We start from the raw sequence: 26550 nt of genomic DNA on the forward strand, positions 1-26550 counted from the left end.
ACGATCTTCGGCACGTTGGTTCCTTCTTCGACGGTTCTGATCCTTCATCACGTTCAGCCTATTCGGCTGTTACCTTGGCCAGCAGACTGTCTGGCCCTGGACCGACCCGCTTTTGTGTCTTTCGGCTTTTGAAACCCGGACCGCCGAGGCAGCATGACCTCATGAGAGCGGAAACACCACAAGACAGCAAGACATTATGTTTCGACAATGCGCAAACATGGGTGACAGACCCCGGAGGTGCAATTAAGACAGGCGCATGAGCGATCCGGTTTCTTCGATCCGCAACCTTGGCCCGGCTTTCGAGCAGGCCTGCGCGCGTGCCGGCATCCACTCGGCTGATGAACTGCGAGAGCTGGGAGCGGATGAGGCCTATGCTCGGCTTTTGCGGGCTGGCACCAAAGCACATTTCATCGGCTACTATGTTTTGGTGATGGGGCTTCAGGGACGCCCCTGGAATGATTGCAAGGGTGAAGAGAAAAAGAAGCTGCGACAGCGTTTCGACGCGATCAAGGCCGGCAACATCACCGCGCCGGAAAACCGGATGGTTGCTGATCTGGATGCCATCGGGGTCCGCGTTGCACCCAAAGATCTAAAGCAGGTCTGAACAAAAAAGGCCGCCCCTGACGGAGCGGCCCGATCTTTCGGCATAAAACCGGCTTAGCCGACCAGTTCGATGCCCGAGAAGAAATATGCGATCTCAACAGCCGCGGTTTCCGGTGCATCCGAACCATGGACCGAGTTTTCGCCAACCGATTCAGCAAATTCCGCACGGATGGTGCCGGGTGCTGCGTCCGCCGGGTTGGTTGCGCCCATGACTTCGCGGTTCTTGGCAATGGCACCTTCGCCTTCCAGAACCTGAACAACGACCGGAGCCGACGACATGAACTCGCACAGTTCGTCATAGAACGGACGCTCGGCATGAACTTCGTAGAACTTGCCGGCTTGTTCCTTGGTCATGTGGATGCGCTTCTGCGCAATGATGCGCAGGCCAGCTTCCTCGAACTTGGCATTGATCTTGCCGGTCAGGTTGCGGCGGGTTGCATCGGGTTTGATGATCGAAAAAGTGCGTTCCAGTGCCATATCGGGCCTCTCCTTGGTCTGACGGCGCGGGCTGGGCCGCGCGAAATTCATCGCGCGCCGCCTAACACGGTATTTCGCCGGTGAAAAGTGGAATGATGGCGCGATTGCGCCTTTGGGCGTCAGATTGCGTCGGGAAGCGGGTCTCGTGCATCCACCCAACGGACATACAGAACCGCCAGAAGACCCAGAAAGCTGCTGGCTGCCATCATCGACAGCACCAGATACGGGCCGTTCTCGGGGCTGACCGCCGCTCCGGTAATCGAAGTGATGACCGCACCGAGCGCGACGATCAGGGCCCCTGAAAGGCCCGCCGCGCTGCCGGCCAGTTTCGGTCGAACCGACATGACGCCCGCAGACGCGTTAGCGTTCGTCAAACCGTTTCCAAAACCGACAAAGATGGCTGATCCAAAAAATACCCAAACCGACCCCATCCCACCTAAAAACAGCAACAGCCCGCAGAACGGCCCGACCGAGGCGATGATACGTCCGGCCAGAATCATCGTCGTCAACCGAGTACGCGCGGCGATCCGACCCGTCACGAAATTGCCGACCATGAAACCGCCGGTGATGATTCCGATCCCCAGGCCCAGCGTCGCGGGGCTCAGATCGAACCAGGCGGCGGCCACCAGGGGCGCCCCGGTGATGAAACTGTAGAATCCCCCGATCGAGAACGCCGCGCACAACGCGTAGCCCCAGAACCGCCGGGCACGAAACAGGTGCGGGAATTCGCGCATCTGCGCGGCGAAGGTGGCCGACCGGTTGTGGTTGGTCTCGCCCATGTCCGCCCAGAGCAGCGTCAGCAGCGCCGCCCCTGCAACAGTGTAAAAGACGAACCCGGCCCGCCATCCGAACAGCATGTCCAAACTGCCGCCCAGCATAGGGCCCAGCATCGGTGCCAAAGCCATTGCCATGGCAACATATCCCAGCTTGCTGGCGGCCTCATTGGGCGCAAACTGGTCGCGGATCGACGCGGCAGACAGCACCGAGCCCCCGACCACGGCGGCCTGCATCAGACGAAACCCCAGAAAGGTCCAGATCGATTCCGCCAGAACACAGCCCAGTGACGCCGCCACGAAAACCGTCATGCAGACCAAGAGAACCGGCCTGCGCCCGAACCGGTCGGACATCGGCCCAAGGATCAGTTGCAGAACCGCGGAAACCGCCAGGTAGCCCGCGATGGACAGGTTCACCAGTGCATAATCCGCGCGAAAATCGACCGCCATGTTGGCAAGAGACGGCAGAAACATGTTCAGCGACAGCACCGACAGACCGGTCGCAAGGACAAGGGTCACCAAAGAGGGCGAAGTCTGTGCCGCGCGCATTCCAACTACCGTTTTGCGTTCCCGAGACGGCTACCACATGCGGGGCTGCAAGCCCATGCCCAATGCCCTGGTCATCTGATCGCCCGTTCCGAAGCGGTGGAATGTCGCACACGGAGATTTCGGATTCAATATTCTGACTATTTTTGTAAGTTTCTTTCTGCTAACAGATTCCGAAACCTGTGAAAGACACGACCATGACATACAAAATCGTTATCCCCGCCTGTCTTCTTGCCTCATCCGCGCTGGCAGATCAGGCCCCCTTGCCGATGGAATATGAACTGTTCGAAACTGCGGTTCCGCATGTCGACCTCGAGGAATGTCCCGTGGCGTTGCAGGGCCCGGGAACTTTCTGCCGCGCGACCGTGCACCATGACGAAATACACGTTTTCGCTTTCAGCGAGGACGGCGATCAGCCTCTGGTCGGGTTCAAATCCTACCCATTCGAAAAGGCTGCCAGCGTGTTGGATTGACGGCCAATTGGCCCATTGCCCCCATTGACAAGCCGTGGGCCGTGCCTCAGTGCTCGACCCATGTTACGGATCGAAGACATCACCTATGCCGTTGAAGGTCGTCCATTGTTTGATGGCGCAACCGCGACGATTCCCGATGGTCACAAGGTTGGCCTTGTCGGTCGGAACGGAACCGGAAAGACCACGCTGTTCCGTCTGATCCGGGGCGAGTTGGCTTTGGAATCGGGAAGTATCTCGGTCCCGAAGCGCGCTCGGATTGGCGGTGTGGCGCAAGAGGTGCCCTCCTCTGACGTTTCGCTGATCAACACGGTCCTGGCCGCCGATACCGAACGCAGTGCATTGATGGCCGAGGCCGAAAGCGCCGAAGACCCGACACGTATCGCCGAGATCCAGACCCGTCTGGCCGATATCGACGCCTGGTCCGCCGAGGCCCGCGCGGCTTCGATCCTCAAGGGGTTGGGCTTTGACGACGAAGACCAGCAGCGCCCGTGCTCGGATTTCTCGGGCGGCTGGCGGATGCGCGTTGCGCTGGCGGCGGTGCTGTTTTCTCAGCCCGACCTGCTGCTGCTGGACGAACCGACAAACTATCTGGACCTCGAAGGCGCGCTGTGGCTGGAAAGCTATCTGGCCAAATATCCGCACACGGTGATCATCATCAGCCACGACCGCGGCCTTCTGAACCGCGCCGTGGGGTCGATCCTGCATCTGGAAGACCGCAAGCTGACCTATTACGCCGTGCCCTACGACAAGTTCGCGGAACGCCGTGCGGAACGGCTGGCACAGGCGGAATCGGAAAACGCCAAGGCCAAGGCCCGCATCGCACATCTGCAAAGCTTTGTGGACCGGTTCCGCTACAAGGCGTCGAAGGCCGTTCAGGCCCAGTCGCGCCTGAAGATGATCGAACGCATCCAACTGGTCTCGACCCCACAAGAGGCCGCCCTGCGCGCCTTCAGCTTTCCGGAACCCGAGGAACTGTCTCCACCGATCATCCAGATCGAAGGTGGCGTCACAGGCTATGGCGAAACCGAAGTGCTGCGTCGCCTGAACCTGCGTATCGATCAGGATGACCGAATCGCGCTGTTGGGCAAGAACGGACAGGGCAAGTCGACCCTGTCCAAACTGCTTTCGGACCGGCTGCCCCTTTTGGCGGGCAAGATGACCCGCAGCAGCAAGCTGCGCATCGGCTATTTTGCGCAGCATCAGGTGGATGAGCTCTATGTGGACGAAACACCGCTGGACCACCTGCGCCGTCTGCGCCCCGACGAGGCGCCCGGCATGTGGCGTTCGCGACTGGCCGGTTTCGGGTTGAACGCGGATCAGGCGGAAACCGAGGTCGGACGTCTGTCGGGCGGACAGAAAGCGCGCCTTTCACTGCTGCTCGCCACGATCGACGCGCCCCATATGCTGATCCTTGATGAGCCGACCAACCACCTTGATATCGAAAGCCGCGAGGCGCTGGTCGAGGCGCTGACGGCCTATTCCGGCGCGGTGGTTCTGGTCAGCCACGACATGCATCTGCTGAGCCTTGTCGCGGATCGTCTCTGGCTGGTTTCGGACGGTACCGTCAAACCTTTCGACGGCGACCTTGAAGCCTATCGGTCCCTGCTGCTGGCGCGCGACAGACCCGCCAGGGAAAAGCACCGGACGGCCAAATCGAAACGCCCCCCGCGCGAGACGATATTGGCCTTGCGCGCGGATCTGCGCAAATGCGAGGACCGGATCGAGAAGCTGGCGGAAATGCATGACAAGCTTTCGACCAAACTGGCCGATCCGGCGCTGTACGAGGACGACAGGATCAACGACCTAGAAACCTGGAACCGCAAGTTCACCGAAGTCACCGAGGCCATGCAAAAAGCCGAGGCTTTATGGATCGCCGCCGCCGAACGGCTTGAACAGGCAGAAACAGCATGAAAACACCCGTCAAAGACACCGACGCTATGATTGCCGGTATGCATCCCCACTTGCAGCCCGGTGAGTTTGCCTTTGTCGTATGGCCTGAAGACAAACCCTGGCCAAAGGGCACGCGGGCCAGCTGTGTCGAGGACGAAGGGTTGTCTCTCATCGTCCCGATCAGTGCGGCACCGCAAGGTGCCGTCGCGATGCGATGCATCACGTTGCAGGTCCATTCCTCGCTGGAAGGTGTTGGTCTGACCGCCGCCGTTTCCAGCGCGCTGGCTGGGGACGGCATTCCCGCAAACATGGTCGCGGGGTATCACCACGATCACGTCTATGTCCCATCAGGGTGTTCGCAAGATGCCATGCGTATCCTGCAAGACCTGCAACGGAGCAGCAGATAACAATGGACAGTGCATTTCTGATTACCGCGTTCACAACGCTTTTCGTGGTCCTCGACCCGCCCGCGCAAACGCCGATCTTCGTGGCTCTGACTCAGGGCATGGACTGGCATACGCGCCGCTCCATCGCGGTTCGGGCCTGCCTGACGGCGGGCTTCATCCTGGCCCTGTTTGCCGCCTTTGGCGAAGCCCTTCTGGGGTTTGTTGGCATCTCGATGGAGGCGTTCCGCGTTGCAGGAGGCGTCCTGCTGTTCCTGACCGCGCTGGACATGCTGTTTGAACGCCGCACCAAGCGACGCGAAAGCAGCGCCGAGGAAGAGGAACACCCGGACCCGTCCGTTTTTCCCCTGGGCATCCCGCTGATTGCAGGCCCCGGATCGATTGCAACGATGATTCTGCTTGCGGGCCAGCAGCCGGGCATTCAGGGCCTTGCCATTGTCATCGGCGTGATGCTGGTTGTGCTGGCGATGGTCTTCGTGATGTATCTGACCTCTGGCGCGGTCGCACGGATATTGGGCAAGACCGGGCTGAACGTGTTGACCCGGCTGCTGGGAATGCTGCTGGCCGCCTTGTCGGTGCAGTTCATTCTCGATGGCCTCAAGGCCTTTGGTTTTGCGTCTTAAACCCCCATATATGTGACGTGCAACTTGAGTGGGGTGAACCCTGTGGACAGCGTCGATATCGGACAACTGGTCTATCTGGTCGTGCTTGGGCTGGCCGTCGCGTTCTGGTTCGTTTCGCAAAACCGCCAGTCGCTGAACAAGACGTTGCAACAGGTGATGGCCTGGGTGTTCATTTTCGTTGGCGTCATCGCCGTCATCGGCCTGTGGGAAGACATCCGGTCTTCGGTTGGCCCTGCCCCGCAGATGACCGTCACCGGCAACGCGATCGAGGTGCCTCGTGCCTATGATGGTCATTATTACCTTCCGGTTTTGGTAAATGGTGAGCCGATCAACTTTCTTGTCGACACCGGCGCCAGCCAGATCGTGCTCAGCGCTCAGGACGCTGCGCGCGTAGGTATCGATCCTGATCAGTTGAACTATTTCGGCCGCGCCCTGACCGCCAACGGCGAGGTCCGCACAGCGCCGGTGCGGCTTGAGACCCTGACCGTAGGCCCCATTACCGATCAGAACGTATCGGCCTGGGTCAATGAAGGCGAACTGGATAAATCGCTTTTGGGAATGGAATACCTGCATCGTTTCTCGAGCGTCCAATTTGCAAATGGCAAGTTGATCTTGTCCCGTTGACGGCCCTGGTCGCTTGAGAACAAAAATAGAACATGCTAATGTTCCGGCATGTCCACTCAGCTTCTTGGCCACAAACCTGCGCGTCAGGCACCGGGGGTAAGCCTCCATCCGCAGATCACCCTGCAACTGGGCCGCGTGCACGAGGCATGCGGCCCCGCCCGGCGCAGCTTTGCCATGTGGCTGGCCAGTCAGACACAGGGGCCGGTCTTGTGGATTTCCCCCGCGTGGGAACCCGGCCAGCTGAACCCCGATGGGATGATGGCCTTTGCCGATCCGGCCCGGTTCATCTTTGTTCAGCCCACCCGCGCCGAAGATCTGCTGTGGTGTCTGGAGGAGGCGCTGCGCAGCGGGGCCATTCCGCTGATCGTCGGCGACCTGCCCGGCGCGCCGGGGCTGACACCGATACGCCGGATGCATCTGGCCGCCGAACAAGGGGGGGCGATGGGACGGGCTCCGCTTGGTTTGCTGCTGACACCCGGAGACGGTGGCGCGCAAGGGGTTGAGACGCGCTGGCACATGGCGGCCACCCATCGAGACGAGGCTCGGATCTGGACCCTGACCCGCCGCCGCGCCCGCGCCCTGCCCCAGGTCACATGGCAGGCCACCATGACCGCCGCCCGTGCCGGGTTGCATCTGGAACGGATCGAAACCGAAGACACACCAGCATAAAGCCACACGGATCACGCAAGATGTGACTGGTCAAAACCCGGGCCGCGCCCTAGCGTCACCACATGAGCCATCCGATCCATGACAGCCGCTATTCCTGGCTTCGCCTTCTGATCACGCTCGCCATTGCAACAGTGGCGAATGTGGGCATGTGGGCGGTGATCGTGGTCATGCCCGCAGTTGAAGCCGAATTCGGGGCCGGTCGTGCCGAAGCCTCGATGCCGTACACTCTGGCGATGATCGGTTTTGCCCTGGGCAACATGTGGCTGGGGCAGGTGGTGGACCGGCTGGGCGTCACCAGCGCCCTGATCGGAGCAGCCGTCTTGAGCGCGCTGAGCTATGTGCTGGCAACGCTGGCACCGAGCATAATGTTGCTATCCGCGGCGCATCTTTTGCTTGGGCTGGGCACGTCGATTGGGTTTGGCCCGCTGATCGCCGATATCTCACATTGGTTCATGAAACGGCGCGGCATTGCCGTCGCATTGGTCGCCAGTGGGAATTACCTGTCCGGCGCCATCTGGCCCACCATGCTGTCCGGAATTCTGGCGCGGGATGGATGGCAACAGGTCTATCTGACGCTCGCCGTGCTGACGCTTGTCGTCGTCATTCCCCTGTCGCTGCTGCTACGCCGCAGGGTTCCGGTCGAGGCTCACGGCACCGCCGCAGCATCCGCCCACATCAATGCACGAAGCGTCGGTGTATCACCACGCGCGCTGCAATATATTCTGGGCCTGGCCGGGATCGGTTGTTGCGTCGCCATGTCGATGCCGCAGGTTCATATCGTCTCGTATTGCGTCGGGCTGGGATATGGGCCCGCAGTCGGGGCCGAGATGCTGTCGCTGATGCTATTGGGTGGCGTTGTCAGCCGCATCATCTCGGGTCTGCTGGCTGACCGGCTGGGCGGAGTCATGACGCTTTTGATCGGTTCGCTCCTGCAATGCATCGCCCTGTTCCTGTTCCTGCCCTACGACGGAATGGTATCGCTTTACGCCATCAGCCTGCTCTTTGGCCTGGCACAGGGCGGCATCGTGCCCAGCTATGCGCTGATTGTCCGCGAATACATGCCGCCGCAGGAAGCTGGCGCACGGGTCGGGTTCGTCATGATGATGACCATTCTTGGCATGGCTCTCGGCGGCTGGATGTCAGGATGGATCTACGACCTCACCGGAAACTACCAACTGGCGTTCGTGAATGGCATTCTTTGGAATGGCCTGAACATTGCGATCGTTCTGATGCTGCTCAGGAGATCCCGCCCCGGACGAGAGCGGGTTATGGCATGACCCTTCTGACCCGTCGCAGCCTGCTTGCCGGGTTGGCAACCCTGCCCCTGACCCGGGCGGCACATGCCGCATTGCGGCCATATATCTTGTCGGATGAAGGCACCCGGATCGGGTTCACTTTTGATCTTGCGGGGGTGGCTCAGTCAGGGACAATGCCGATCCGGACCGCCGATGTTCAGATTGACACAGGTCGGCTACAGAACAGTGAGGTCACAGTGACACTGGACGTCAGCAAAGCCAGAACGCGGCTGCCCTTTGCCCGTATGCCCATGCTCAGCCCCAGCGTATTGGACGCGAAACAGCACCCAACGATCCGGTTCGTGTCGACGGACATACAGCTGGGCCCGGAAGGGCGAATATCGGATGGCGCTCGGATCACGGGTGATCTGACGGTCCGCGGCGTGATCCGCCCGATCACGTTGGAGGCCAATCTGTACCGGCAGGCGGGAAGTGAAGTGAACGATCTGAGCCGTCTGACCATTGGTCTGAAGGGCGCCCTGAACCGGCACGACTTCGGCGCTTCGGGCTATCCTGACCTGGTTCATGACACTGTCGGCCTGGACATCCACGCAGAGATTATCCGCGCGACCTGACCGCCGAACGGCAAAAAACGACTCGCGAAAGTCGATTTGATGCGCGCATTGTGCGGCGACCCTGCCAATCTGAGGCAACCATGCGCACGATCATTTCATTTGCCGCCCTGTTTCTTTCGGTCATTCTGCTACAGCTTTCGACAGGAGGCGTCGGGCCACTTGATGCCATTTCCGGCATCACGCTGGATTTCACGACCGAACAGATCGGCCTTTTGGGGTCTTCGCATTTTCTGGGGTTTTTCATCGGCTGCTGGTGGGCACCCCGTCTGATGGGCAATGTTGGTCATTCGCGTGCCTTCGCAGTTTGCACCGCGTTGGGTGCAATGGGCTTGATTGGGCACACGTTGACGGAAAACCCATATATCTGGGCGGCCTTGCGTGTGGCCTCGGGCACCTGCGTGGCAGGCGCGTACACGGTGATCGAGGCCTGGCTGAACGCAAAGGTCACCAATGAAACCCGGGGGCGTGCGATGGGCACGTACCGGATCGCGGATATGGGCGCGTCCCTGTGCGCCCAGTTGATTATCGCCGTTCTGCCCCCGGCCTCTTACGTCTCGTACAACCTGCTGGCGATCCTGTGCTGTGCGTCGCTGCTGCCGCTGACCCTGACCAAAGCAAGCCAGCCCAAAACACCTGACGCGCCCCGCCTGAAACCCGGACTGGCTTGGCGCAGCTCACCCTTGGCCGTGGCAGGCGTGATCGTGGCCGCGCTCAGCTCGGCCTCGTTCCGAATGGTGGGTCCGGTTTACGGGCAAGAGGTCGGCCTTGGCGTCGATCAGATCGCATTCTTCCTGGCCTCTTTCGTACTGGGTGGTGCGCTTGCTCAATACCCCGTCGGCTGGCTGGCTGATAAATATGACCGGCGCTGGGTCCTGATCTGGCTGTCGGCTGCCGCGGTACTCAGCTGCGGCGTCACCATGGCGGCAAGCGGCACCGGAACGATCGGCGTCATGTCGGCGGCGGTGTTCTTTGGCCTGACAACCTTCCCGATCTTCTCGGTCTCTTCCGCCCACGCAAATGACTTCGCCACGACCGAGGAACGGGTGGAGCTGTCTGCGGCCCTGATGTTCTGGTTTGCCTTGGGGGCGATTGCATCGCCCTACGTAACCTCGAACCTGATCCAGCAATTTGGGCCCGGTGCCCTTTTTGCCTTCGTGGCGTTCGGGCACGTCTTCCTGATCGTGTTTGGTCTGGCGCGGATGCGGTCCCGCCCCACCCCCGAGGAGCGCACGAATTATGTTTACGCCCCGCGGACCTCATTCACGATTGGTCGTCTTTTGAAACGGTCGCGGGAAAACTCGAAAAACTAGACACCCGCTGGTTTTTGCATGCCTTTCGTGATTGGCCCGGTCTTTTCGGTCGGCCTTGCATGAAACAAGGACGGGTCTGTCCATCTCAGATCCAACGCGTTGCGATTGCCCAGGTCCGGGAACGCGCACCAGATCGCCGGGGCAGCGCGGTTTTCGGACCATTCGGCGTCCAAATTGACTTGCAGGTCAATGTCGGGCTTTTGCTGGACGATCACATCATGTAGACGGGCGCGCAGACAGTTACGCGGAAACGGATCATGGCTCGGATTCTCATCACCTCGGCGATCCCCTATATCAACGGGATCAAGCACCTCGGCAATCTGATCGGCTCGCAATTGCCTGCCGACTTGTATGCACGTTACCAGCGCGGCCGGGGGAACGAGGTCATGTTCCTGTGCGCCACGGATGAACACGGCACACCCGCCGAGCTGGCGGCAGCCAAGGCTGGCAAGCCGGTGGCGGAATACTGCGCCGACATGTATGCGATTCAGGCCGATATCGCCAACCGGTTTGGGCTCAGCTTCGATCACTTCGGCCGCTCGTCCAGCGAACAGAACAAGCGCCTGACCCAGCACTTTGCGGGCAAGCTGGATGACGCGGGCCTCATCCGCGAAGTCAGCGAGAAACAGGTTTATTCCAACGCCGATGGCCGCTTTCTGCCTGATCGCTATATCGAAGGCACCTGCCCCAATTGCGGCTATGACCGCGCGCGCGGCGACCAGTGCGAGAACTGCACCAAGCAGTTGGATCCGACGGACCTGATCGAGCCGCGCTCGGCCATTTCCGGATCCACCGATCTGGAAGTGCGCGAGACCAAGCACCTGTATCTGCGTCAATCCGCGATGAAGGACAAGCTGGATGCGTGGATCGACAGCAAGACGGACTGGCCGGTCCTGACCACGTCAATTGCCAAGAAGTGGCTGCATGACGGTGACGGCTTGCAGGACCGTGGCATCACCCGCGATCTGGACTGGGGTGTGCCGGTCAAAAAAGGCGATCAGGATTGGCCGGGGATGGAAGGCAAGGTCTTTTACGTCTGGTTCGACGCCCCCATTGAATACATCGCCTGCGCCAAGGAATGGGCGGACGCCAACGGAAGGGCCGATGCGGATTGGGAACGCTGGTGGCGCACCGACAAGGGCGCGGATGATGTGCGCTATGTCCAGTTCATGGGAAAGGACAACGTGCCGTTCCATACCCTGTCCTTCCCGGCCACCATCCTAGGCACCAATACGCATAATGAAGAGACCGGATCTCCCGAACGCTGGAAGCTGGTCGATTACATCAAGTCGTTCAACTACCTGAACTATGACGGCGGCCAGTTTTCGACCAGCCAGGGCCGTGGCGTGTTCATGGATCAGGCGCTGGACATTCTGCCCGCCGATTATTGGCGCTGGTGGCTGCTGAGCCATGCGCCGGAAAGCAGCGACAGTGAGTTCACATGGGAGAACTTCCAGCAATCGGTGAACAAGGACCTTGCAGACGTTCTGGGCAACTTTGTCAGCCGGATCACCAAATTCTGCCGCTCGAAATTTGGTGAGGCCGTGCCCGACGGTGGACAGTTCGGCCCGCGCGAGCAGGCCTTGATCGAAGAGCTCACCAAACGCGTCCGCGCCTATGAAGGCCACATGGAGGCGATGGAAGTTCGCAAATCCGCGCAGGAGCTACGGGCAATCTGGGTTGCAGGAAATGAATATCTACAGGCCGCAGCTCCGTGGTCCACGTTCAAGGAAGACCCCGAGCAGGCCGCCGCGCAGGTACGTCTTGGCCTGAACCTGATCCGGCTTTACGCCGTTCTCAGCGCGCCGTTCATCCCCGACACCTCGGCCCGTATGCTGAGCGCGATGAACACGCTGGATACCAGCTGGCCGGACGATGTCGCCACTGCGTTGAACGCTTTGCCGTCCGGCCACGACTTCACCGTGCCCGACGTTCTGTTCGCCAAAATAACGGATGAACAGCGTGAAGAATGGCAAGAGAAATTCGCTGGGACCCGCGACTGAACCATCCGATACCAAGAACCAGGGGGGGCCATTCCGGCCCCCTTCTCGTTCGGGCCCGATGACCACGCCGGGACCTAAGCCAGCATAAGTGCTGAAATTTTTGACATCGGCCCCGATCGACTCAAGATTCAACACGCTTGAGATATCGGCACAAAAAAGTCATCCTGAGACCAAGTTCCTCCGACTCGGGTCGCCCTGGCGACCGGGTCGGTATCTTTTGTTTCTGCATCGAACGAGGCTTTCGCCATGTCCCCAGCATTCATTTCGCCCAACAAGACCAGCAGGCATTTGGCCGCCGTATTCATGCTGATGTCCTTGGGTTTGGCGCATCCTGCGATCGCGCAAGAAGAAGGGGCACCGCCAAAGGTTTCCATAGCGGCGGCCTATACCGAGGAAATCACCGACGAGGCCACGTTCATCGGGCGCGCCGAGGCAATCAACAAAGTCGATATCGTGGCGCGCGTGAACGGGTTTCTCAACAGCCGCGAAGTCGAGGATGGAGCGACGGTAAAGGAAGGCGACCTGCTGTTCACCATCGAACCCGACCTGTATGAGGCCACGCTTGAGGCCCGAAAGGCCGATCTGAACCGGGCGGAAGCGAATCTTGAGCTGGCAAAGGTTGATCTGGCGCGTAAAGAAGAGCTTTACAAACGTGACGCGACGCCGGAATCGGAACGCGACATTGCCCGCGCCAATGAACTGGTCGCAGAGGCAGAGGTGAAAGCAGCCAAAGCTGCGATCCGGCAGGCCGAGCTTGACCTGAGCTATACGCAGATCCACGCACCATTTGATGGCCGTATCGGCAGGATCACCACAAGCGTCGGCGATGTTGTTGGCCCAAACAACCCTCCTCTGGTCAATATCGTCAGCGAGTCGCCGATCTACGTGAATTTCTCGTTGAACGAAAAGCTCTTTACCTCGGTTTTGCAGACCGTTGGCGAAAACTCAGCCTCTCTTGCGGATAGTCCGCAAAGCCCAAACGTCCATGTCAAACTGCCCAATGGAACAGAGTTGGATGAAACCGGCAGAATTGTATTCGTTGACAACCGTATCGACCCATTGACCGGGGCAATCACGATGCGGGCCCAATTCGACAATACGGACCGGCTGATCCTGGACGGCGCTTTCGTGAATGTGCAGATCGAAGCGCTTGAACCGACCTTGCAGGTTCTGGTGCCGCAAGCCGCCTTGCAGCGCGATCAGCGGGGCGATTTTGTCCTGGTGGTCAACGACAAGCAAATGGTTGAACAGCGCTACATCACAACAGGTGACACTTTTGATACTGCGATTATTGTGCTGGACGGGCTGCGTGAAGGTGAAAGCGTCATTGTCGAGGGCTTGCAGCGGGTCCGCCCCGGTGTCGCTGTTGACGCGGTCGTGGCCTCTGAGCAGCCGGGAGAGTAACAGATGTTCTCAGCCCTGTTCATAAGCCGCCCCAAGCTGGCGCTTGTCATCTCACTGGTGCTGACCATCATGGGCGGCATCGGGTACCTGGTACTGCCGGTCGCGCAGTTTCCGGATATCACACCGCCTGTGGTCAACGTCTCAACCACCTATACCGGTGCAAATGCCGAAACCGTTGAAAACACCGTTGCCGCGCCGATCGAAGCGCAGGTCAACGGTGTGGACGACATGATCTACATGACGTCCAGATCGTCGGACAACGGGTCCTATTCGCTGGATGTGACCTTTGAGGTGGGCACCGATCCCGACATCGCATCGGTCAACGTTCAAAACCGGGTGGCGCAGGCCATGTCGTCATTGCCAGCCGAGGTCACTTCGTCCGGCGTCGTGACACAGAAATCCTCGACCAACATGCTGATGTTGGTCACTCTGACCTCACCCGATGGGACCTATGACAGTGTGTTTCTGTCGAACTATGCCTCGATCAATCTGCGCGATGCGCTGGCGCGTGTGCAGGGCGTCGGCAAGGCCGATGTTCTGACCAACCTTGAATACGCCATGCGGATCTGGATGGACCCGGACAAGATGGCGGCGCTGTCCATCACACCGGGGGATGTCATCAATGCAATCCGGGAACAGAATATCGAAGTGTCTGCCGGTTCGATCGGTGCACCACCTGTACCCGAAGGGCAGACGTTTCAATACACGATCAAATCCAAAGGCCGCCTGACATCCGCAGAAGAATTCGGTGACATCGTGATCCGAACCGGTGACGCCGGCGCCATCGTCCGCGTCAAAGACATCGCCCGGGTAGAGCTTGGCGCAGAGTACTATGCGGCTTCGGGCTATTTTCAGGCGGTTCCTGCCACGGTCATCGGCATCTATCAGGCCCCCGGTGCAAACGCTTTGGCGGTTTCGGAACGTGTGCAGGCGGAATTGGCGCGGCTGTCCCGCGCCTTTCCGACGGATGTCGAATATGATGTCCCCTTCAATACGACCGACTTTGTCGAGGCCTCTTTGAACGACGTGGTCTCGACCCTGATCCTGACCTTCATTCTGGTTATTTCGGTTGTGTTCGTGTTCCTGGGAAGCTGGCGCGCAACGATCATTCCGGCGGTGGCAATTCCGGTGTCCCTGATCGGCACTTTTGCCTTCCTGCTGGCATTTGGGATGTCCCTGAACACCATCTCGCTGTTCGCCCTGGTGCTTGCCATTGGTATCGTGGTGGACGACGCCATCGTCGTCGTCGAGAACGTGGAGCGCATCATTGCGGATGAAGGGTTGCCCCCTGCTGAAGCGACCCGAAAAGCCATGGGCCAGATAACTGGTCCGGTCATCGCGACCACTTTGGTTCTTCTGGCGGTGTTCGTGCCGGTGACGTTCATGCCCGGCATCTCGGGGCGGTTGTATTCCCAATTTGCGGTCACGATCTCGACCGCAGTCGTTATCTCATCCATCAACGCGCTGACCCTTTCGCCTGCCCTGTGCGGGTTGGTCCTACGTGCCAGATCCGGCCCTCCCAAAGGGGTGCTTGCGATGTTCGAAAGCTTCATCGGCACCGTGCGCAACGGCTACGTGGCAATTGTACGAAAACTGCTGGTTTTCCCTGCCATCGCGCTGGCCATCGTTGTCGGTCTTGGTTTTGGTACGGGGACAATCATGTCCAACACCTCTGCCGGGTTTATCCCGCTTGAGGACAACGGGTACTTGTTCGTTGATGTTCAGTTGCCGGATGCTGCCACACTGGAACGGACCGAGGCGGTAACTGCTCGTCTGGACGAACAGATAAGTGAAATCCCGGGCGTTGCGAGCACGGTTCTTGTCAACGGCTTTTCGATGCTGAACGGCACGATCACCAATGGCGCTGCGATTTTCGTCAATCTCGACAATTGGAGCGAACGGCAAGAAGACGATCTGAGCGCTGATGCCATTCTGGCCAAGGTACTGGCGATTGCGAATGGTGAATCAGCAGCTTCGATCCTGGCCTTCAACCCACCACCCATCCAGGGTCTTGGTATGTCAGCGGGCGTAGAAATGGAGGTTCAGCAAACCGGCGGTGGCACACCGCAGGATCTGGCCTCGGCCGTGGGTTCGTTCGTGTATTCGGCCAATCAGAGGCCCGAGATCGGGCAGGCCTATACGACCTTCCGCGCCAACGTCCCGCAGCTGTTCGTTGATCTGGACCGCGAAAAAGCCAAAACGCTGAATGTCTCGGTCGCCGAGATTTTTCAGACCATGCAGGCACAACTGGGGTCATACTATGTCAATGACTTCAATCTGTTCGGCCGCGTCTACCGCGTGATGATTCAGGCCGATGGCACCTATCGGGACAATGTCGAGGATATCGCGAACCTCTATGTCCGCTCTCAAAACGGCGACATGGTGCCGCTGGGCACACTGATCGACGTGGAAAACGTTTTGGGTCCGGTTCTGCTGAAGCGCCACAACCTGTTCCGGTCTGCCACGGTGACGGCGGTCCCTGCACCCGGCTTGTCCAGCGGCGACGCAATCAACGTGATGACGGAGGAATCCGCAACCGCCCTGCCCCCGGGTTATGCGTTCGAATGGACAGGGACGGCGCAGCAACAGCTGGCCTCGGGCAGTCTGGTGATCATCATCCTCGGGCTTGCCATCCTGTTTGGATATTTGTTCCTGGTGGGTCAGTACGAAAGTTGGACCTTGCCTGTTTCAATCCTGCTTTCCGTTGTCGTGGCCTTGTTTGGGGCCGTGGCGGCGGTGGCCATCGTGGGCAGTGACATCAACCTCTATACGCAGATCGGAATGATCATGCTTGTGGGGCTGGCCTCGAAGAACGGTATTCTGATCGTCGAGTTCGCCATGGAACAACGCGCCAAGGGGCTTTCCATCAAAGAGGCCGCCGCAGAGGCTGCGTATCAGCGTTTCCGCGCTGTGATGATGACTGCCTTGTCCTTCCTCCTCGGTGTTGTACCACTGCTGGCTGCCAACGGAGCCGGTGCCGCCAGTCAGAAAGCGATCGGTGTCGCGGTGTTCGGCGGGATGCTGGCCGCGACGCTGGTTGGAGTGATCGTGGTGCCCGTGCTCTACGCGCTGATGCAGGGCTTGCGAGAATGGTTGAAGGGCAGCAAAAAGGACCCCGACCCTACGGAAGAAGCCGCCTGAACAAAAAAAGCCCCACCTGAGCTGGTGGGGCTTTTATGCAATTCCGCTAATCGGCTTCAGACGTTTTTAAGCTAGCTTTCATCCTCAGGCCGTGCGGACATCCATTGATCGATCCGCGAAATCTGCTCGGCACTCAGCCGCAAGCCCAATTTGTTGCGGCGCCAAACCACATCTTCGGCGGAACGGGCATATTCCTTGTCCATCAGCCAAGCGACCTCTCGCGCGGTCAGGGTCGCGCCAAAGTCCTCTCCCAGATCGGATACCTGTTTCGCATCTCCCAAAACATCCCTTGCTTCTGTCCCGTAAGCTCTGATCAGGCGGGCAGCCCAGGTATCGGTCAAAAAGGGATAGGCCGCCAGAAGATCGCCTTTCAGGGTTTCGACAGCATCCACCGGAAAATCCCCCCCCGGCAGAGCGACACCAGCGGTCCAGGGGCCGGGCAGGTTCGGGAAAAACTCTCCAACCTTCTCAAGCGCGCTTTCTGCAAGCCTGCGATAGGTTGTGATCTTGCCGCCAAACACATTCAAAACAGGCGCCCCGCCCTGCGCGTCGACTTTCAACGTGTAATCCCGTGTCGCGGCAGTGGCACTGCTTGCCCCGTCATCATAAAGAGGCCGTACGCCGGAATAGGTCCAAACGACATCGTCGCGGGTCACGGCGCGTTTGAAGTATTTCGATGCGAAGGCGCACAGGTAATCCTGCTCGGCTTCGGTGCAGACCGGTTTCGTGGCCGGGTCCGGATGGTCCTGATCCGTTGTGCCGATCAGAGTAAAATCCTGCTCGTATGGTATGGCGAAAATGATGCGGCCATCTTCACCCTGGAAAAAGTAGCATTTGTCGTGATCGTAAAGCCTGGGCGTCACGATATGACTGCCCCGCACAAGCCGTACGCCCTCGCGAGAGTTCACGCGGATCTTGGTTTGAATGATGTCGCCCACCCAGGGTCCGCCTGCATTGATCAGCATTTTGGCCCGGACCAAACGTGTCTCACCGCTGCTTCGATCCCGAATGGACACTTCCCAAAGATCACCGACCCGCTCGGCCGAGGTCACCTCGGTCCGCACCATGATCTGCGCGCCGCGTGCCTCGGCGTCACGCGCATTCAGGACCACCAGTCGCGAGTCTTCGACCCAGCAATCGGAATATTCATAAGCCGTTTCGAACTTGTCCTGCAACGGGCCCCCCTCCGGTGCCGACCGCAGGTTCAATGATGTCGTTCCCGGCAGGATTTTGCGCCCGCCCAGATTGTCATACATGAACAGGCCCAACCGGATCAGCCAGGCCGGACGCCGCCCGCGCATCCACGGCATGACCGTGCTGAGCAACCGCGAGGTCGGCGTTTCGGAATCAAACCGCATGTCCTTGTGGTAGGGCAGCACAAAACGCATTGGCCAGCTGATATGTGGCATGGCGCGCAGCAGGGTTTCACGCTCGATCAGGGCCTCACGCACCAGCCGAATTTCAAAATACTCAAGGTATCGCAATCCGCCGTGAAACAATTTGGTTGAGGCCGAAGATGTGGCAGAAGCCAGATCGTTCATCTCGGCCAGCATCACCGAAAGACCCCGCCCGGCGGCGTCCCGAGCAATTCCACAGCCATTGATCCCGCCACCGATGATGAAAAGGTCTGTGATCTGGTTGTCCGTTGACTGCATATCCATTGATTCCCTGCCTGACCCGGTTGCGGGCATTAGCCAGAATGGCTTTCGCTTCGTCAATGTTTATGTTCGTTTATTTTCCTTTTGCAACACTGTTATGATTTTTGAGCAATCCGGCTTGCCTAAATCAACAAAAAGAACAAAAACGAAAACCAATCCTCTGCACCGGAACCGCCCATGTCCTTGTCCTTTCGCCAATCCGACATTCTGGAAATCGCCAGCACCGAAGGGCGTGTCACCGTCGACGGGCTTGCTGAACGCTTTGGCGTCACCGTTCAGACGATCCGGCGCGACCTGACCGAGCTTGCAGATGCGGGCAAGCTGGACCGGGTTCACGGGGGCGCCGTTCTGCGATCAGGCGTTTCAAATATCGGATATGAAGACCGCCGCGCGCTGAACGCGGAGGCCAAGACCCGTATCGCACAGGCATGTGCGGCTGATATCCCCGACGGCGCGTCAATCTTCATGAATATCGGAACCTCGACCGAGGCTGTGGCAAGGCAATTGCTAGACCACAAAAACCTGTTGGTTGTGACGAATAACATGAACGTCGCAAACATCCTTGTCGAAAACCCGGACTGCGAAGTTATCTTGGCCGGTGGCGTTCTGCGCCGGTCTGATGGGGGTCTGATCGGCAACCTGACCGTATCGGCCATCCGGCAATTCAAGTTCGATATCGCTGTCATAGGATGTTCGGCCCTGGACACGGATGGCGATCTTTTGGACTTCGACTTTCAGGAGGTTCAGGTCAGCCAGGCCATCATCGAACAGGCGCGCCGCACTTTTCTGGTTGCCGATCATTCGAAGGTTCAACGCTCGGCCCCGGCGCGAATAGGATCAATCGCCGAACTTGACACGGTCTATACCGACCTTCCCCTGCCCGGAAAGCTGCCAGAGCACTGTCGCGAGTGGCAAACAGACGTCATCGTCTGCGACTAGAGGCGGGCAAACAACAACGTTCGGGCAAGTTGCGCGGCTTGCCAGATGGGACCCGGCCTGACACTATCCTTCATACAGGAATTTGTGCACGGGAGGGGAGGACCGGGCCATGATTGCGCTTTTGTTTTCGTTGTTTATTGCCACGATGGGGCTGAACTATTTCAAGTTGACCAGGGCGGGCAACGCCTTGTTTTTCGTCACGTTGGCCATGTGTATCTACTGGCTGAAATTCCACGCAACCACACCGCTGACAATTCAACTTTGAGGGGCTTGCCATGACACCTGAACTGTCCCGCACCCTCAACGCGATCGGTATGCTTGCCGTCTGCCTTGTACTGGCGCTGGCGTTTTTCTATCAGCTTGTCCTGTATGAACTGCCCTGCCCGCTTTGCCTGCTGCAACGTGTTGGGTTCGTTGCCGTCGGCGTGGGGCTTGGTTTGAACCTGCTCTACGGTCCACGGCCGCAACACTATGCCATTGTGCTGATTGCGGCCCTGTATGGCGGCACTGTATCGATCCGCCAAATTCTTCTGCATATCGTACCCGGCACCGGGCACTATGGCTCACCTGTTTTGGGCCTGCACTACTATACCTGGGCCGGGATCGCCTTTTTCCTTGTGTTGCTGGGCACATCGATCATGCTGTTGTTTGATCGCCAATACGCCGACCCTTCTGGTCAGGAACCAAGGTTCGGCGGAAATACTCTGGCCAAGATCGCGTTTTTCGTCATGCTGGCATTGGCGGTGCTGAACGCGGGTTCAACCTTGTTGGAATGCGGACCGGGTATCTGCGCCGACCCGCCGACAAGCTACAAGTTGATTGACGAATTGGACGCCGGCAACTGAAGATACCGTAACCTTCCCCAAAAGGAGGCGCGAGCATGGGACTATTGGGACAGCCGCTTGGCTACTATGACTATCTGACTTTCGTGGCATTGATCCTGCTTCTGGCGGCGGTGATGGCACTGTTTCTCTTTCTCATGGGCCTTCCGGGTCGGATCGCCATCAAACGCAACCATCCCCATGCCGAGGCGGTAAAGATCATGGGCTGGATGGGATTTCTGGCCGTGGTGCCCTGGGTCCATGCCTTTATGTGGGCGTTCCATGATGGCGTTACGGTCGACATTCGCCGTGGCCCTGACGAGGAAAAAGACGCCATTCGTGATGAAATCAAACGTCTGGGTGGTGATGTCCGGCCTGAATATCAAGATCGTCTGGACACAGACGATCCCCAACAAAGCTAAGGCCAAAGGAAGTCACAAAACATGTTCGTCGCCCTTGGCATCACGTTATTTTACATCATTTTCGTCTGGCTTATTTTCTTCAAGCTGGAACTGCTGAAATTCAACATCGCCTGGGGCATCGTATCCTTTTGGGTTGGCGCGCACCTGTTGCTGATTTTTCTGGTCGCATTGCGGTTCTTTCAACCCTTCTCGGCCGACAGCCACGTGGTGCGTTCGACCATACAGATCATTCCCAAACTGACACAGCCGACGATCCTGACCGAAGTTCTTGTGGAACCAAACACACCGGTCACCAAGGGTGATCCGCTCTATCGCTTTGACGACACGGTGTTTTCACTGGCGGTGGACAATGCGAAGGCGCAATTGGTCGCCGCTGAACAGAATGCCAAGATTCTGGAACAGGATGTGATCGCGACGACCGAAGCTGTTGAACGCGCAAAAGCGCAACTGGCCTATGCGCAGTCTCAGCAAGCACGCTATGAAACTCTTGTGCCCGCCGGTGGAGCGCGGCAAGACGAACTGGACCGCTGGAACGAGCAAGTGACCGAAGACCTTGCTGCCGTGAAACAGGCCGAAGCAAATCTGGAAAAGGCGCAACTGGCCGTGGAGTCCCAGATAGACGGTGTGAACACGGGTATTCTTCAGGCAAGGGCGCAGTTGGCCGAGGCTGAGTATTTTCTTGAAAACACAACGATCTATGCGCCTGAAAACGGCATGATCGTATCGCAGCAAGCCCGCCCCGGGCTGGTCGTGGGCGATGTTCGACTGGGCGCGATTGCCAGTTTCGTGACCGAGGACAGCCCCTATATTCTTGCGACCTTTCGCCAGCAGAACCTGAAATTCGTGGAACCGGGGCAAGAGGTCGAAGTGGCGCTTGATCTTTACCCGGGCGAAATCCTGACGGGCAAGGTCGAGGCGATCTGGTGGGCCACGCGCCAGGGGCAACTGATCCCTTCAGGCCGCCTGCCCGGCTTTGAACTGCCGAAACTGCCCGGTCGAATTGCCGTGCAGATCACCGTCGATGTCCCTGAAGGGCACACTTTCCCGGCTGGCGGCCACGCCGCAGTGGCGATCTACACCGGACAGGGCAAAAGCTTTGAGTTCCTGAGACGCATCAACATCCGTCTCTATTCCTTCGCCAACTTCATCCGACCGCTGGATATCTGAGGATGCGCGCCATGACACTCCGCCGGTTGATGGGAACCGCTCTTTGCGCCGCCACTTTCGCGGCCTGCACGCCCGTGGGGCCAGATTTCGTGCGCCCGAACTCTCCGGTCGTGAAGCAATGGATCGAGGTAAACAGCCCAAGCGTTGGCCAAAGCGGCCTGACATCGCGCAGCGCACCCGTGGTGAAATGGTGGGAGACATTCAATGACCCGACTCTCAACCGGCTGATTGCCGAAGCTTATGCCCAGAACCTGACGCTTCAGGTCGCGGGGGCACGGGTGCTGCAAGCGCGGGCGCAGTTGGGGATCGCTTTTGGAGAGCTTTATCCACAATCACAAGCGATTGGCGGGTCGTTGCAGAGACGGCAAATCAGCGACAACCTAGGCCCTGTTGCCGATATCAACCGGATCATCCCTCTGGATACCGAGTTTTCGACGTCGCAGGTTGGGTTCGATGCCCAGTGGGAACTGGATGTCTGGGGCGCGCAGCGGCGCGGTGTTCAGGCGGCTCGGTCAAATCTGGCCTTGCAGGTCGCAAACTATGATGACGCATTGGTGACACTGACCGGCGACGTGGCCGCGCTCTACGTCAATATCCGCGCGTTGCAGGAATCTTTGGCGGTCGCCCGGGAAAACATCAAATTGCAGCAGGAATCGGCGGACCTGACACAGCTGCGATTCAACAACGGAGTCACGACCGAACTGGACGTTCAGGAATCCACTGCGCTGCTCAACAATACCAAGGCCTTGGTGCCCGAGTTGGAAAGCGACCTGCAACAGACCAAGAATGCCCTGGCCGTGCTGCTGGGAACCACGCCGTCCCGGATGACCAGCCTTCTGGGAAATTCTGGCCGTATCCCGTTTGCGCGAACAAATGTGGCCGTTGGCGTGCCGGCAGAACTTCTGCGCCGCCGCCCGGATGTCCGCGCGGCAGAACTGGCCGCCGCGACTCAATCGGCGCAGGTGGGCATCGCAATGGCTGACCTGTATCCTCAGTTCGTGCTGTCGGGCGCGATCGGTTTGCAGGCATCGGGTGGGCGCGATCTGTTCAGCGGCAACAGCACCACCGGTCTGGCCAGTGCCGGCGTGGTCTGGAACGTGCTCAACTATGGCCGCATCAAGAACAATGTCCGCGCTCAGGACGCTGCCTATCAGGCGCTGATCGCCAATTACCAGAACACCGTACTGACCGCGTATTCCGAGGTGGAAAGCGCAATGGTCGCCTATGCACAGGCGCGCAAACAGGTTGGATTCTATCAGAAAAGCGTCGATGCCTCACGCAAGGCCGCTGATATCGCCGTCAGCCAGTACAGGGACGGTATCGCCAGCTATTCACGCATTCTGAACACCCAGACCGCGCTTCTGCGGTCGCAGGCAAACCTGATCGAAGCGCGGCAGCAGGTGTCCAGCAATCTGGTTGCGGTTTACAAGGGTCTGGGAGGCGGATGGCAGATCCGTCAGAACCAGGAATTCCTGCCTGAAACCGTGCTGGCGGAAATGGCCTATCGCACTGATTGGGGCGATCTGCTTGAAAAAACCCCGACCCGAGCCAGCCTGAACTAAGCGCTACTTGGTCAACCCGCGCAGACCACCCGAGATCAGGATATTGACCTCGTAAAGGATGCGGGGCGCGGCCAGCCCGCCGGGGCTGGCCAGATAGTTGGGGCTCCATTCCGGATCGAATTTCTGTTTGAAGGCGCGCAGCCCTTCGAAATGATAGAACTGCTCGCCATGCTCATAGACAAAGCCGCCGATGCGGTTCCAAAGCGAGGCAAGCTGACGGTTTTCGATACCCGAAAACGGCGCCGCACCCAGCGAGAACCAATGGAACCCCTGCTGTGATCCCCAGTTCATCATCTCTGCAAACAGCGCGTCCATGACAAAGCTTGGGCTGTCAGGTTCATAGCGCATCAAATCCAGTGACAGCTCGGATTTATTGCCGCCCTGAAACAGGTTGGCGAAGGCCATGATCTTGCCTGTTTCACCGTCACGCAGAACCGCATGATCAAAATAAGACAGGTACTGATCGTCAAATCCCCCAAGCGCAAAACCCTTTTCGGCACCTGCCTTTTGCGCCAGCCAATGATCTGAAATCGCGCGCAATTCCGGCAAGACCGGGGCCAGGTCTTCTTTCGGAATGATCTCGAATACATAGCCCTCCCGCTCGGCCCGGTTCCTGGCCTGCCGGAACCGTTTGCGCGACTTTCCGTCCAGCGAGAAATCCCTGAGCGGCACCCGCGCGACCTCGCCGATCTTCAGGATCGACAGGCCCAGATCCAGAAATGTCGGCAGGTATTTGGTTGAAACACTGTAGAAGGCACACAGTTTTCCTTCTCGGTCCGCCATTTCCCTGAGTTGCCAGATCAATTGCCGCCCCGCTGCTTCATCGCCAACCGGCTCTCCCTTCGAGATCAGAGCGTTGCCCGTGTCTGCATAGGCAATGAATGCGGTCTCATCCGGTGAAATCAGGAACTGTTTGTCACCGGTAAGCGAGATTTGGGATTCGGTATCTTCGCACCCCATCACCAGCCGTTCGACCACTCCGGGGATTTCCGTGCGCACAGGTGTCGGAATCTCTCGCCCGAACAGAGAGTTCACGGCCACGATGCCCACGATCACCGCCACGATGAGGCTGGAGCGCAAAAAGCGCGAAGCATCTCCGTTCCAGGCAAATTCCCACCACAGGGCGTTCTGGTACTCGACATGGGAATAGGCGAACAGTCCGATCCAGAAAATCACCGCCAGCAGCGCCACGACACTGACCAACCAGGGAATATTCAGCCTGAAGATCGACGCACCACTGACCCGGTAAAACGCCCCGCGGAACATCGCCAGAAGGCCAATCGTGCCCAGCATCGACAGCGCTTCGTGAGTGTCCAGCCCCTTTGCCAGCGAGGCAAAGAACCCGGCCACCATCAACAACATTGCCACCACCCATGCGCGGTAGAGCTTTCGAAACAAACCGCGAGACACCAGCAAAAGCAGCACTCCGACAGCACTGCCGGCAAGGTGCGATGCCTCGACGAAGGACAGCGGCAAAACCTCTCTCAGAACGCCAAGGTTCTGCGTGCCCGCTGGCAACGCTCCGGACACCAGCAGGATCACTCCGGCCACTGCCGCAACCCCGGCTGCAACCATGGGAACGATGGGGCGGATGACCCGATAGACCCATGTCGCGGCCCCGCCGATCCTGTGCCTCTGCGTCAGTGCCGACGCGACCGCTATGGACACGCTGGCGATACCGAAGGGCAAGAAGGTGTAAACGACCCGATACAGCAACAAGGCTGCGATCACATCCGAACGCCCCGACGCCCCAAGCCCCGCGATCAGCGTGGCTTCGAATACCCCAAGCCCGCCCGGTGCGTGGCTGAGGATTCCAACGGCGATGGCGGCGATGTAGATCGTGAAGAAATAGGGATAGCCGACGCCCAGATCGTCCGGCATCAGGACATAGAGCGCCATGGACGCGCCAACCAGATCTCCGATAGCGGCCAGTGTCAGAAGGCTGGCCAGTTTGCCACCCGGCAAGTCAAATCCGATACCTGCGACGGCCAATCGCCTGCCCCCGCTGGACAACCATATGAACATCGCGACCAATGCCCCCAGAAGGCACAATCCGATGGCGGTTTCCACCGTTTCGCTGACAGGCATCACTTTGGAGATTCCGTCCGGATGCACGGTCAGCAACACACCCAGAACCAGAACAAGCCCCATCCAGAACGCGACCCAGGACGTTGCGATGACCCCGGCCACCCGCCCCAGATCCAATCCCAGAGACGCATAAATCCGGTATCGGATCGCCGTTCCGGTGATGTAGGAAAACCCCAGGCAGTTCGATACGGCATAGCCGCTGGCCCCTGCCAATCCGGCTACAGGCAAAGGCACTTTGCCGCCTGCCACACTCTGCACGGCAAACACATCATAGAGCGACAGAGAAAGAAAACTGAACGCAGTCCAGAGCAAGGCGAAAAGCATGAGTTTCCACGACGTCATCGCGACATCGGTCTGGACATCCGACCATTTCACATGCGCCGACAAATCATGCAAAACCGTCAGTGCGATCCCGGTCACAAGTACCGGTATCGCAATCCGCAACCAGGGTTTTTCCAACATGGCCGTGAGCTTTTCAACCCAGTGCACCGCCAGAGGTTCACCGTCACTTTCCGCATTGGTCATGCTGCACGTCCCCGCCAGTTTCCGATCACAGATACCACGCCCGGCTCACCCGCCCGTCGGTCATCAAGACTTCACTTGCAGACCAACACTGGCACATTTTGTATTTATCTCAAAGCGCTAGAGCCGCCCCTTGCGTGTTGACAGCAGAAGGTTCGTTTCCGAACGCGTCACGCCGTCGATTTTTCGTATCTGAAACAGAACTTCATCCAGTTCGGCCAGGGTTTCGGTGCTGATCTCGGCGATCAGATCCCAACTGCCATTTGTCGAATGAACCGCCGTCACCTGACGCATGGCTCCGATCCGGGCCATCACGCGTTCCGTACCACGCCCTTCAATCTCGAGCATCATCAACCCGCGCACCGGGCTTTGCGCCAGATCGCGACGCGTCAAGACGGTGAAGCCGACGATTTCACCGGACTGTTTCAGCCGCTGCAACCTGCTGCGCACCGTGGTACGCGTCACGCCCAGTGTTTCCGACAGCTCTGACAGGCTTGCCCGTGCATCCCGTTGCAACGCATTGAGCAGCCGATTGTCCAATTCGTCCATAGCTCTTTCTCA

The 26550-nt window shown here is 59.0% G+C and carries 25 protein-coding genes; 20 read left to right on the forward strand and 5 right to left on the reverse strand.

Going from position 1 to position 26550, the window contains the following annotated elements; translation table 11 throughout:
- Positions 1–256 precede the first annotated feature (256 nt).
- Positions 257–604, forward strand: a complete 348-nt coding sequence (locus tag ACR0DJ_RS08050) for a TfoX/Sxy family protein (protein WP_480684480.1) — start codon at positions 257–259, stop codon at positions 602–604.
- Positions 605–657: 53 nt separating this feature from the next.
- On the opposite strand, the gene ndk is transcribed toward ACR0DJ_RS08050, so the two are convergent.
- On the reverse strand, positions 658–1080 hold the full coding sequence (gene ndk / locus ACR0DJ_RS08055) for a nucleoside-diphosphate kinase (protein WP_170344618.1): 423 nt from the start codon (positions 1078–1080) through the stop codon (positions 658–660).
- 119 nt (positions 1081–1199) lie between these two features.
- On the reverse strand, positions 1200–2402 hold the full coding sequence (locus ACR0DJ_RS08060; protein WP_480684481.1) for a multidrug effflux MFS transporter: 1203 nt from the start codon (positions 2400–2402) through the stop codon (positions 1200–1202).
- 194 nt (positions 2403–2596) lie between these two features.
- Between ACR0DJ_RS08060 and ACR0DJ_RS08065 the strand changes: the two genes are divergently transcribed.
- The 13 genes from ACR0DJ_RS08065 (at position 2597) to ACR0DJ_RS08125 (ending at position 16810) form a co-directional block, all read left to right on the forward strand.
- Positions 2597–2872 carry a hypothetical protein gene (locus ACR0DJ_RS08065; protein WP_425078131.1) on the forward strand — a complete coding sequence of 92 codons (276 nt, stop codon included), beginning with the start codon at positions 2597–2599 and terminating at the stop codon, positions 2870–2872.
- A 60-nt stretch (positions 2873–2932) separates the two neighbouring features.
- Complete coding sequence (locus ACR0DJ_RS08070; protein WP_480684482.1) at positions 2933–4783, forward strand: ABC-F family ATP-binding cassette domain-containing protein; 1851 nt, start codon at positions 2933–2935, stop codon at positions 4781–4783.
- Positions 4780–5169 carry an ACT domain-containing protein gene (locus tag ACR0DJ_RS08075; protein WP_480684483.1) on the forward strand — a complete coding sequence of 130 codons (390 nt, stop codon included), beginning with the start codon at positions 4780–4782 and terminating at the stop codon, positions 5167–5169. Before ACR0DJ_RS08070 ends, ACR0DJ_RS08075 begins: the two co-directional genes overlap by 4 nt.
- Before the next feature lie 2 nt (positions 5170–5171).
- A complete protein-coding gene (locus tag ACR0DJ_RS08080) occupies positions 5172–5789 on the forward strand; it encodes a MarC family protein (protein ID WP_170344623.1) in 618 nt (205 codons plus the stop codon).
- A gap of 42 nt (positions 5790–5831) precedes the next feature.
- Entirely contained in the window at positions 5832–6413 is a 582-nt protein-coding gene (locus tag ACR0DJ_RS08085) for a retropepsin-like aspartic protease family protein (RefSeq protein ID WP_170344624.1), read from the forward strand.
- 48 nt (positions 6414–6461) lie between these two features.
- The gene (locus ACR0DJ_RS08090; protein ID WP_480684485.1) at positions 6462–7082 is read left to right on the forward strand and encodes an ImuA family protein; all 621 of its coding nucleotides are present in this window, start codon (positions 6462–6464) and stop codon (positions 7080–7082) included.
- Positions 7083–7144: 62 nt separating this feature from the next.
- Positions 7145–8359 (forward strand): MFS transporter, encoded by a 1215-nt coding sequence (locus tag ACR0DJ_RS08095; protein ID WP_480684487.1) that lies wholly within the window; start codon positions 7145–7147, stop codon positions 8357–8359.
- A complete protein-coding gene (locus ACR0DJ_RS08100; protein WP_425078125.1) occupies positions 8356–8952 on the forward strand; it encodes a YceI family protein in 597 nt (198 codons plus the stop codon). Before ACR0DJ_RS08095 ends, ACR0DJ_RS08100 begins: the two co-directional genes overlap by 4 nt.
- Before the next feature lie 80 nt (positions 8953–9032).
- A complete protein-coding gene (locus tag ACR0DJ_RS08105; RefSeq protein ID WP_480684489.1) occupies positions 9033–10262 on the forward strand; it encodes an MFS transporter in 1230 nt (409 codons plus the stop codon).
- 59 nt (positions 10263–10321) lie between these two features.
- The gene (locus tag ACR0DJ_RS08110) at positions 10322–10486 is read left to right on the forward strand and encodes a hypothetical protein (RefSeq protein ID WP_480686243.1); all 165 of its coding nucleotides are present in this window, start codon (positions 10322–10324) and stop codon (positions 10484–10486) included.
- Positions 10487–10519: 33 nt separating this feature from the next.
- Positions 10520–12265 (forward strand): methionine--tRNA ligase, encoded by a 1746-nt coding sequence (gene metG / locus ACR0DJ_RS08115; protein WP_257600571.1) that lies wholly within the window; start codon positions 10520–10522, stop codon positions 12263–12265.
- A gap of 303 nt (positions 12266–12568) precedes the next feature.
- Positions 12569–13669 carry an efflux RND transporter periplasmic adaptor subunit gene (locus ACR0DJ_RS08120; RefSeq protein ID WP_374041617.1) on the forward strand — a complete coding sequence of 367 codons (1101 nt, stop codon included), beginning with the start codon at positions 12569–12571 and terminating at the stop codon, positions 13667–13669.
- A gap of 3 nt (positions 13670–13672) precedes the next feature.
- The gene (locus tag ACR0DJ_RS08125; RefSeq protein WP_480684492.1) at positions 13673–16810 is read left to right on the forward strand and encodes an efflux RND transporter permease subunit; all 3138 of its coding nucleotides are present in this window, start codon (positions 13673–13675) and stop codon (positions 16808–16810) included.
- 71 nt (positions 16811–16881) lie between these two features.
- On the opposite strand, the gene glpD is transcribed toward ACR0DJ_RS08125, so the two are convergent.
- A complete protein-coding gene (gene glpD, locus ACR0DJ_RS08130; RefSeq protein ID WP_480684493.1) occupies positions 16882–18471 on the reverse strand; it encodes a glycerol-3-phosphate dehydrogenase in 1590 nt (529 codons plus the stop codon).
- A 174-nt stretch (positions 18472–18645) separates the two neighbouring features.
- Here glpD and ACR0DJ_RS08135 point away from each other — a divergent pair, with 174 nt between their 5' ends.
- The 6 genes from ACR0DJ_RS08135 to ACR0DJ_RS08160 all read left to right on the forward strand — a co-directional run bounded on the left by ACR0DJ_RS08135 (position 18646) and on the right by ACR0DJ_RS08160 (position 23379).
- Positions 18646–19407: a DeoR/GlpR family DNA-binding transcription regulator gene (locus ACR0DJ_RS08135; protein ID WP_480684495.1), complete on the forward strand. Its 762-nt coding sequence runs from the start codon at positions 18646–18648 to the stop codon at positions 19405–19407.
- Positions 19408–19516: 109 nt separating this feature from the next.
- A complete protein-coding gene (locus ACR0DJ_RS08140) occupies positions 19517–19672 on the forward strand; it encodes a DUF5993 family protein (RefSeq protein WP_170344634.1) in 156 nt (51 codons plus the stop codon).
- A gap of 10 nt (positions 19673–19682) precedes the next feature.
- Entirely contained in the window at positions 19683–20252 is a 570-nt protein-coding gene (locus ACR0DJ_RS08145) for a disulfide bond formation protein B (protein WP_170344635.1), read from the forward strand.
- A 35-nt stretch (positions 20253–20287) separates the two neighbouring features.
- Positions 20288–20650, forward strand: a complete 363-nt coding sequence (locus tag ACR0DJ_RS08150; protein ID WP_170344636.1) for a DUF3302 domain-containing protein — start codon at positions 20288–20290, stop codon at positions 20648–20650.
- 21 nt (positions 20651–20671) lie between these two features.
- A complete protein-coding gene (locus ACR0DJ_RS08155) occupies positions 20672–21817 on the forward strand; it encodes an HlyD family secretion protein (RefSeq protein ID WP_480684497.1) in 1146 nt (381 codons plus the stop codon).
- An 11-nt stretch (positions 21818–21828) separates the two neighbouring features.
- Positions 21829–23379, forward strand: coding sequence for an efflux transporter outer membrane subunit (locus ACR0DJ_RS08160; RefSeq protein ID WP_425078120.1), 1551 nt, complete (start codon positions 21829–21831; stop codon positions 23377–23379).
- A gap of 3 nt (positions 23380–23382) precedes the next feature.
- Here ACR0DJ_RS08160 and mprF read toward each other — a convergent pair whose 3' ends face one another.
- Positions 23383–25992, reverse strand: a complete 2610-nt coding sequence (mprF, locus tag ACR0DJ_RS08165; protein ID WP_480684498.1) for a bifunctional lysylphosphatidylglycerol flippase/synthetase MprF — start codon at positions 25990–25992, stop codon at positions 23383–23385.
- A gap of 117 nt (positions 25993–26109) precedes the next feature.
- Positions 26110–26538: an Lrp/AsnC family transcriptional regulator gene (locus tag ACR0DJ_RS08170; RefSeq protein ID WP_170344639.1), complete on the reverse strand. Its 429-nt coding sequence runs from the start codon at positions 26536–26538 to the stop codon at positions 26110–26112.
- Positions 26539–26550 lie beyond the last annotated feature (12 nt).

It is taken from the genome of Ruegeria sp. BF10 (assembly GCF_056538725.1).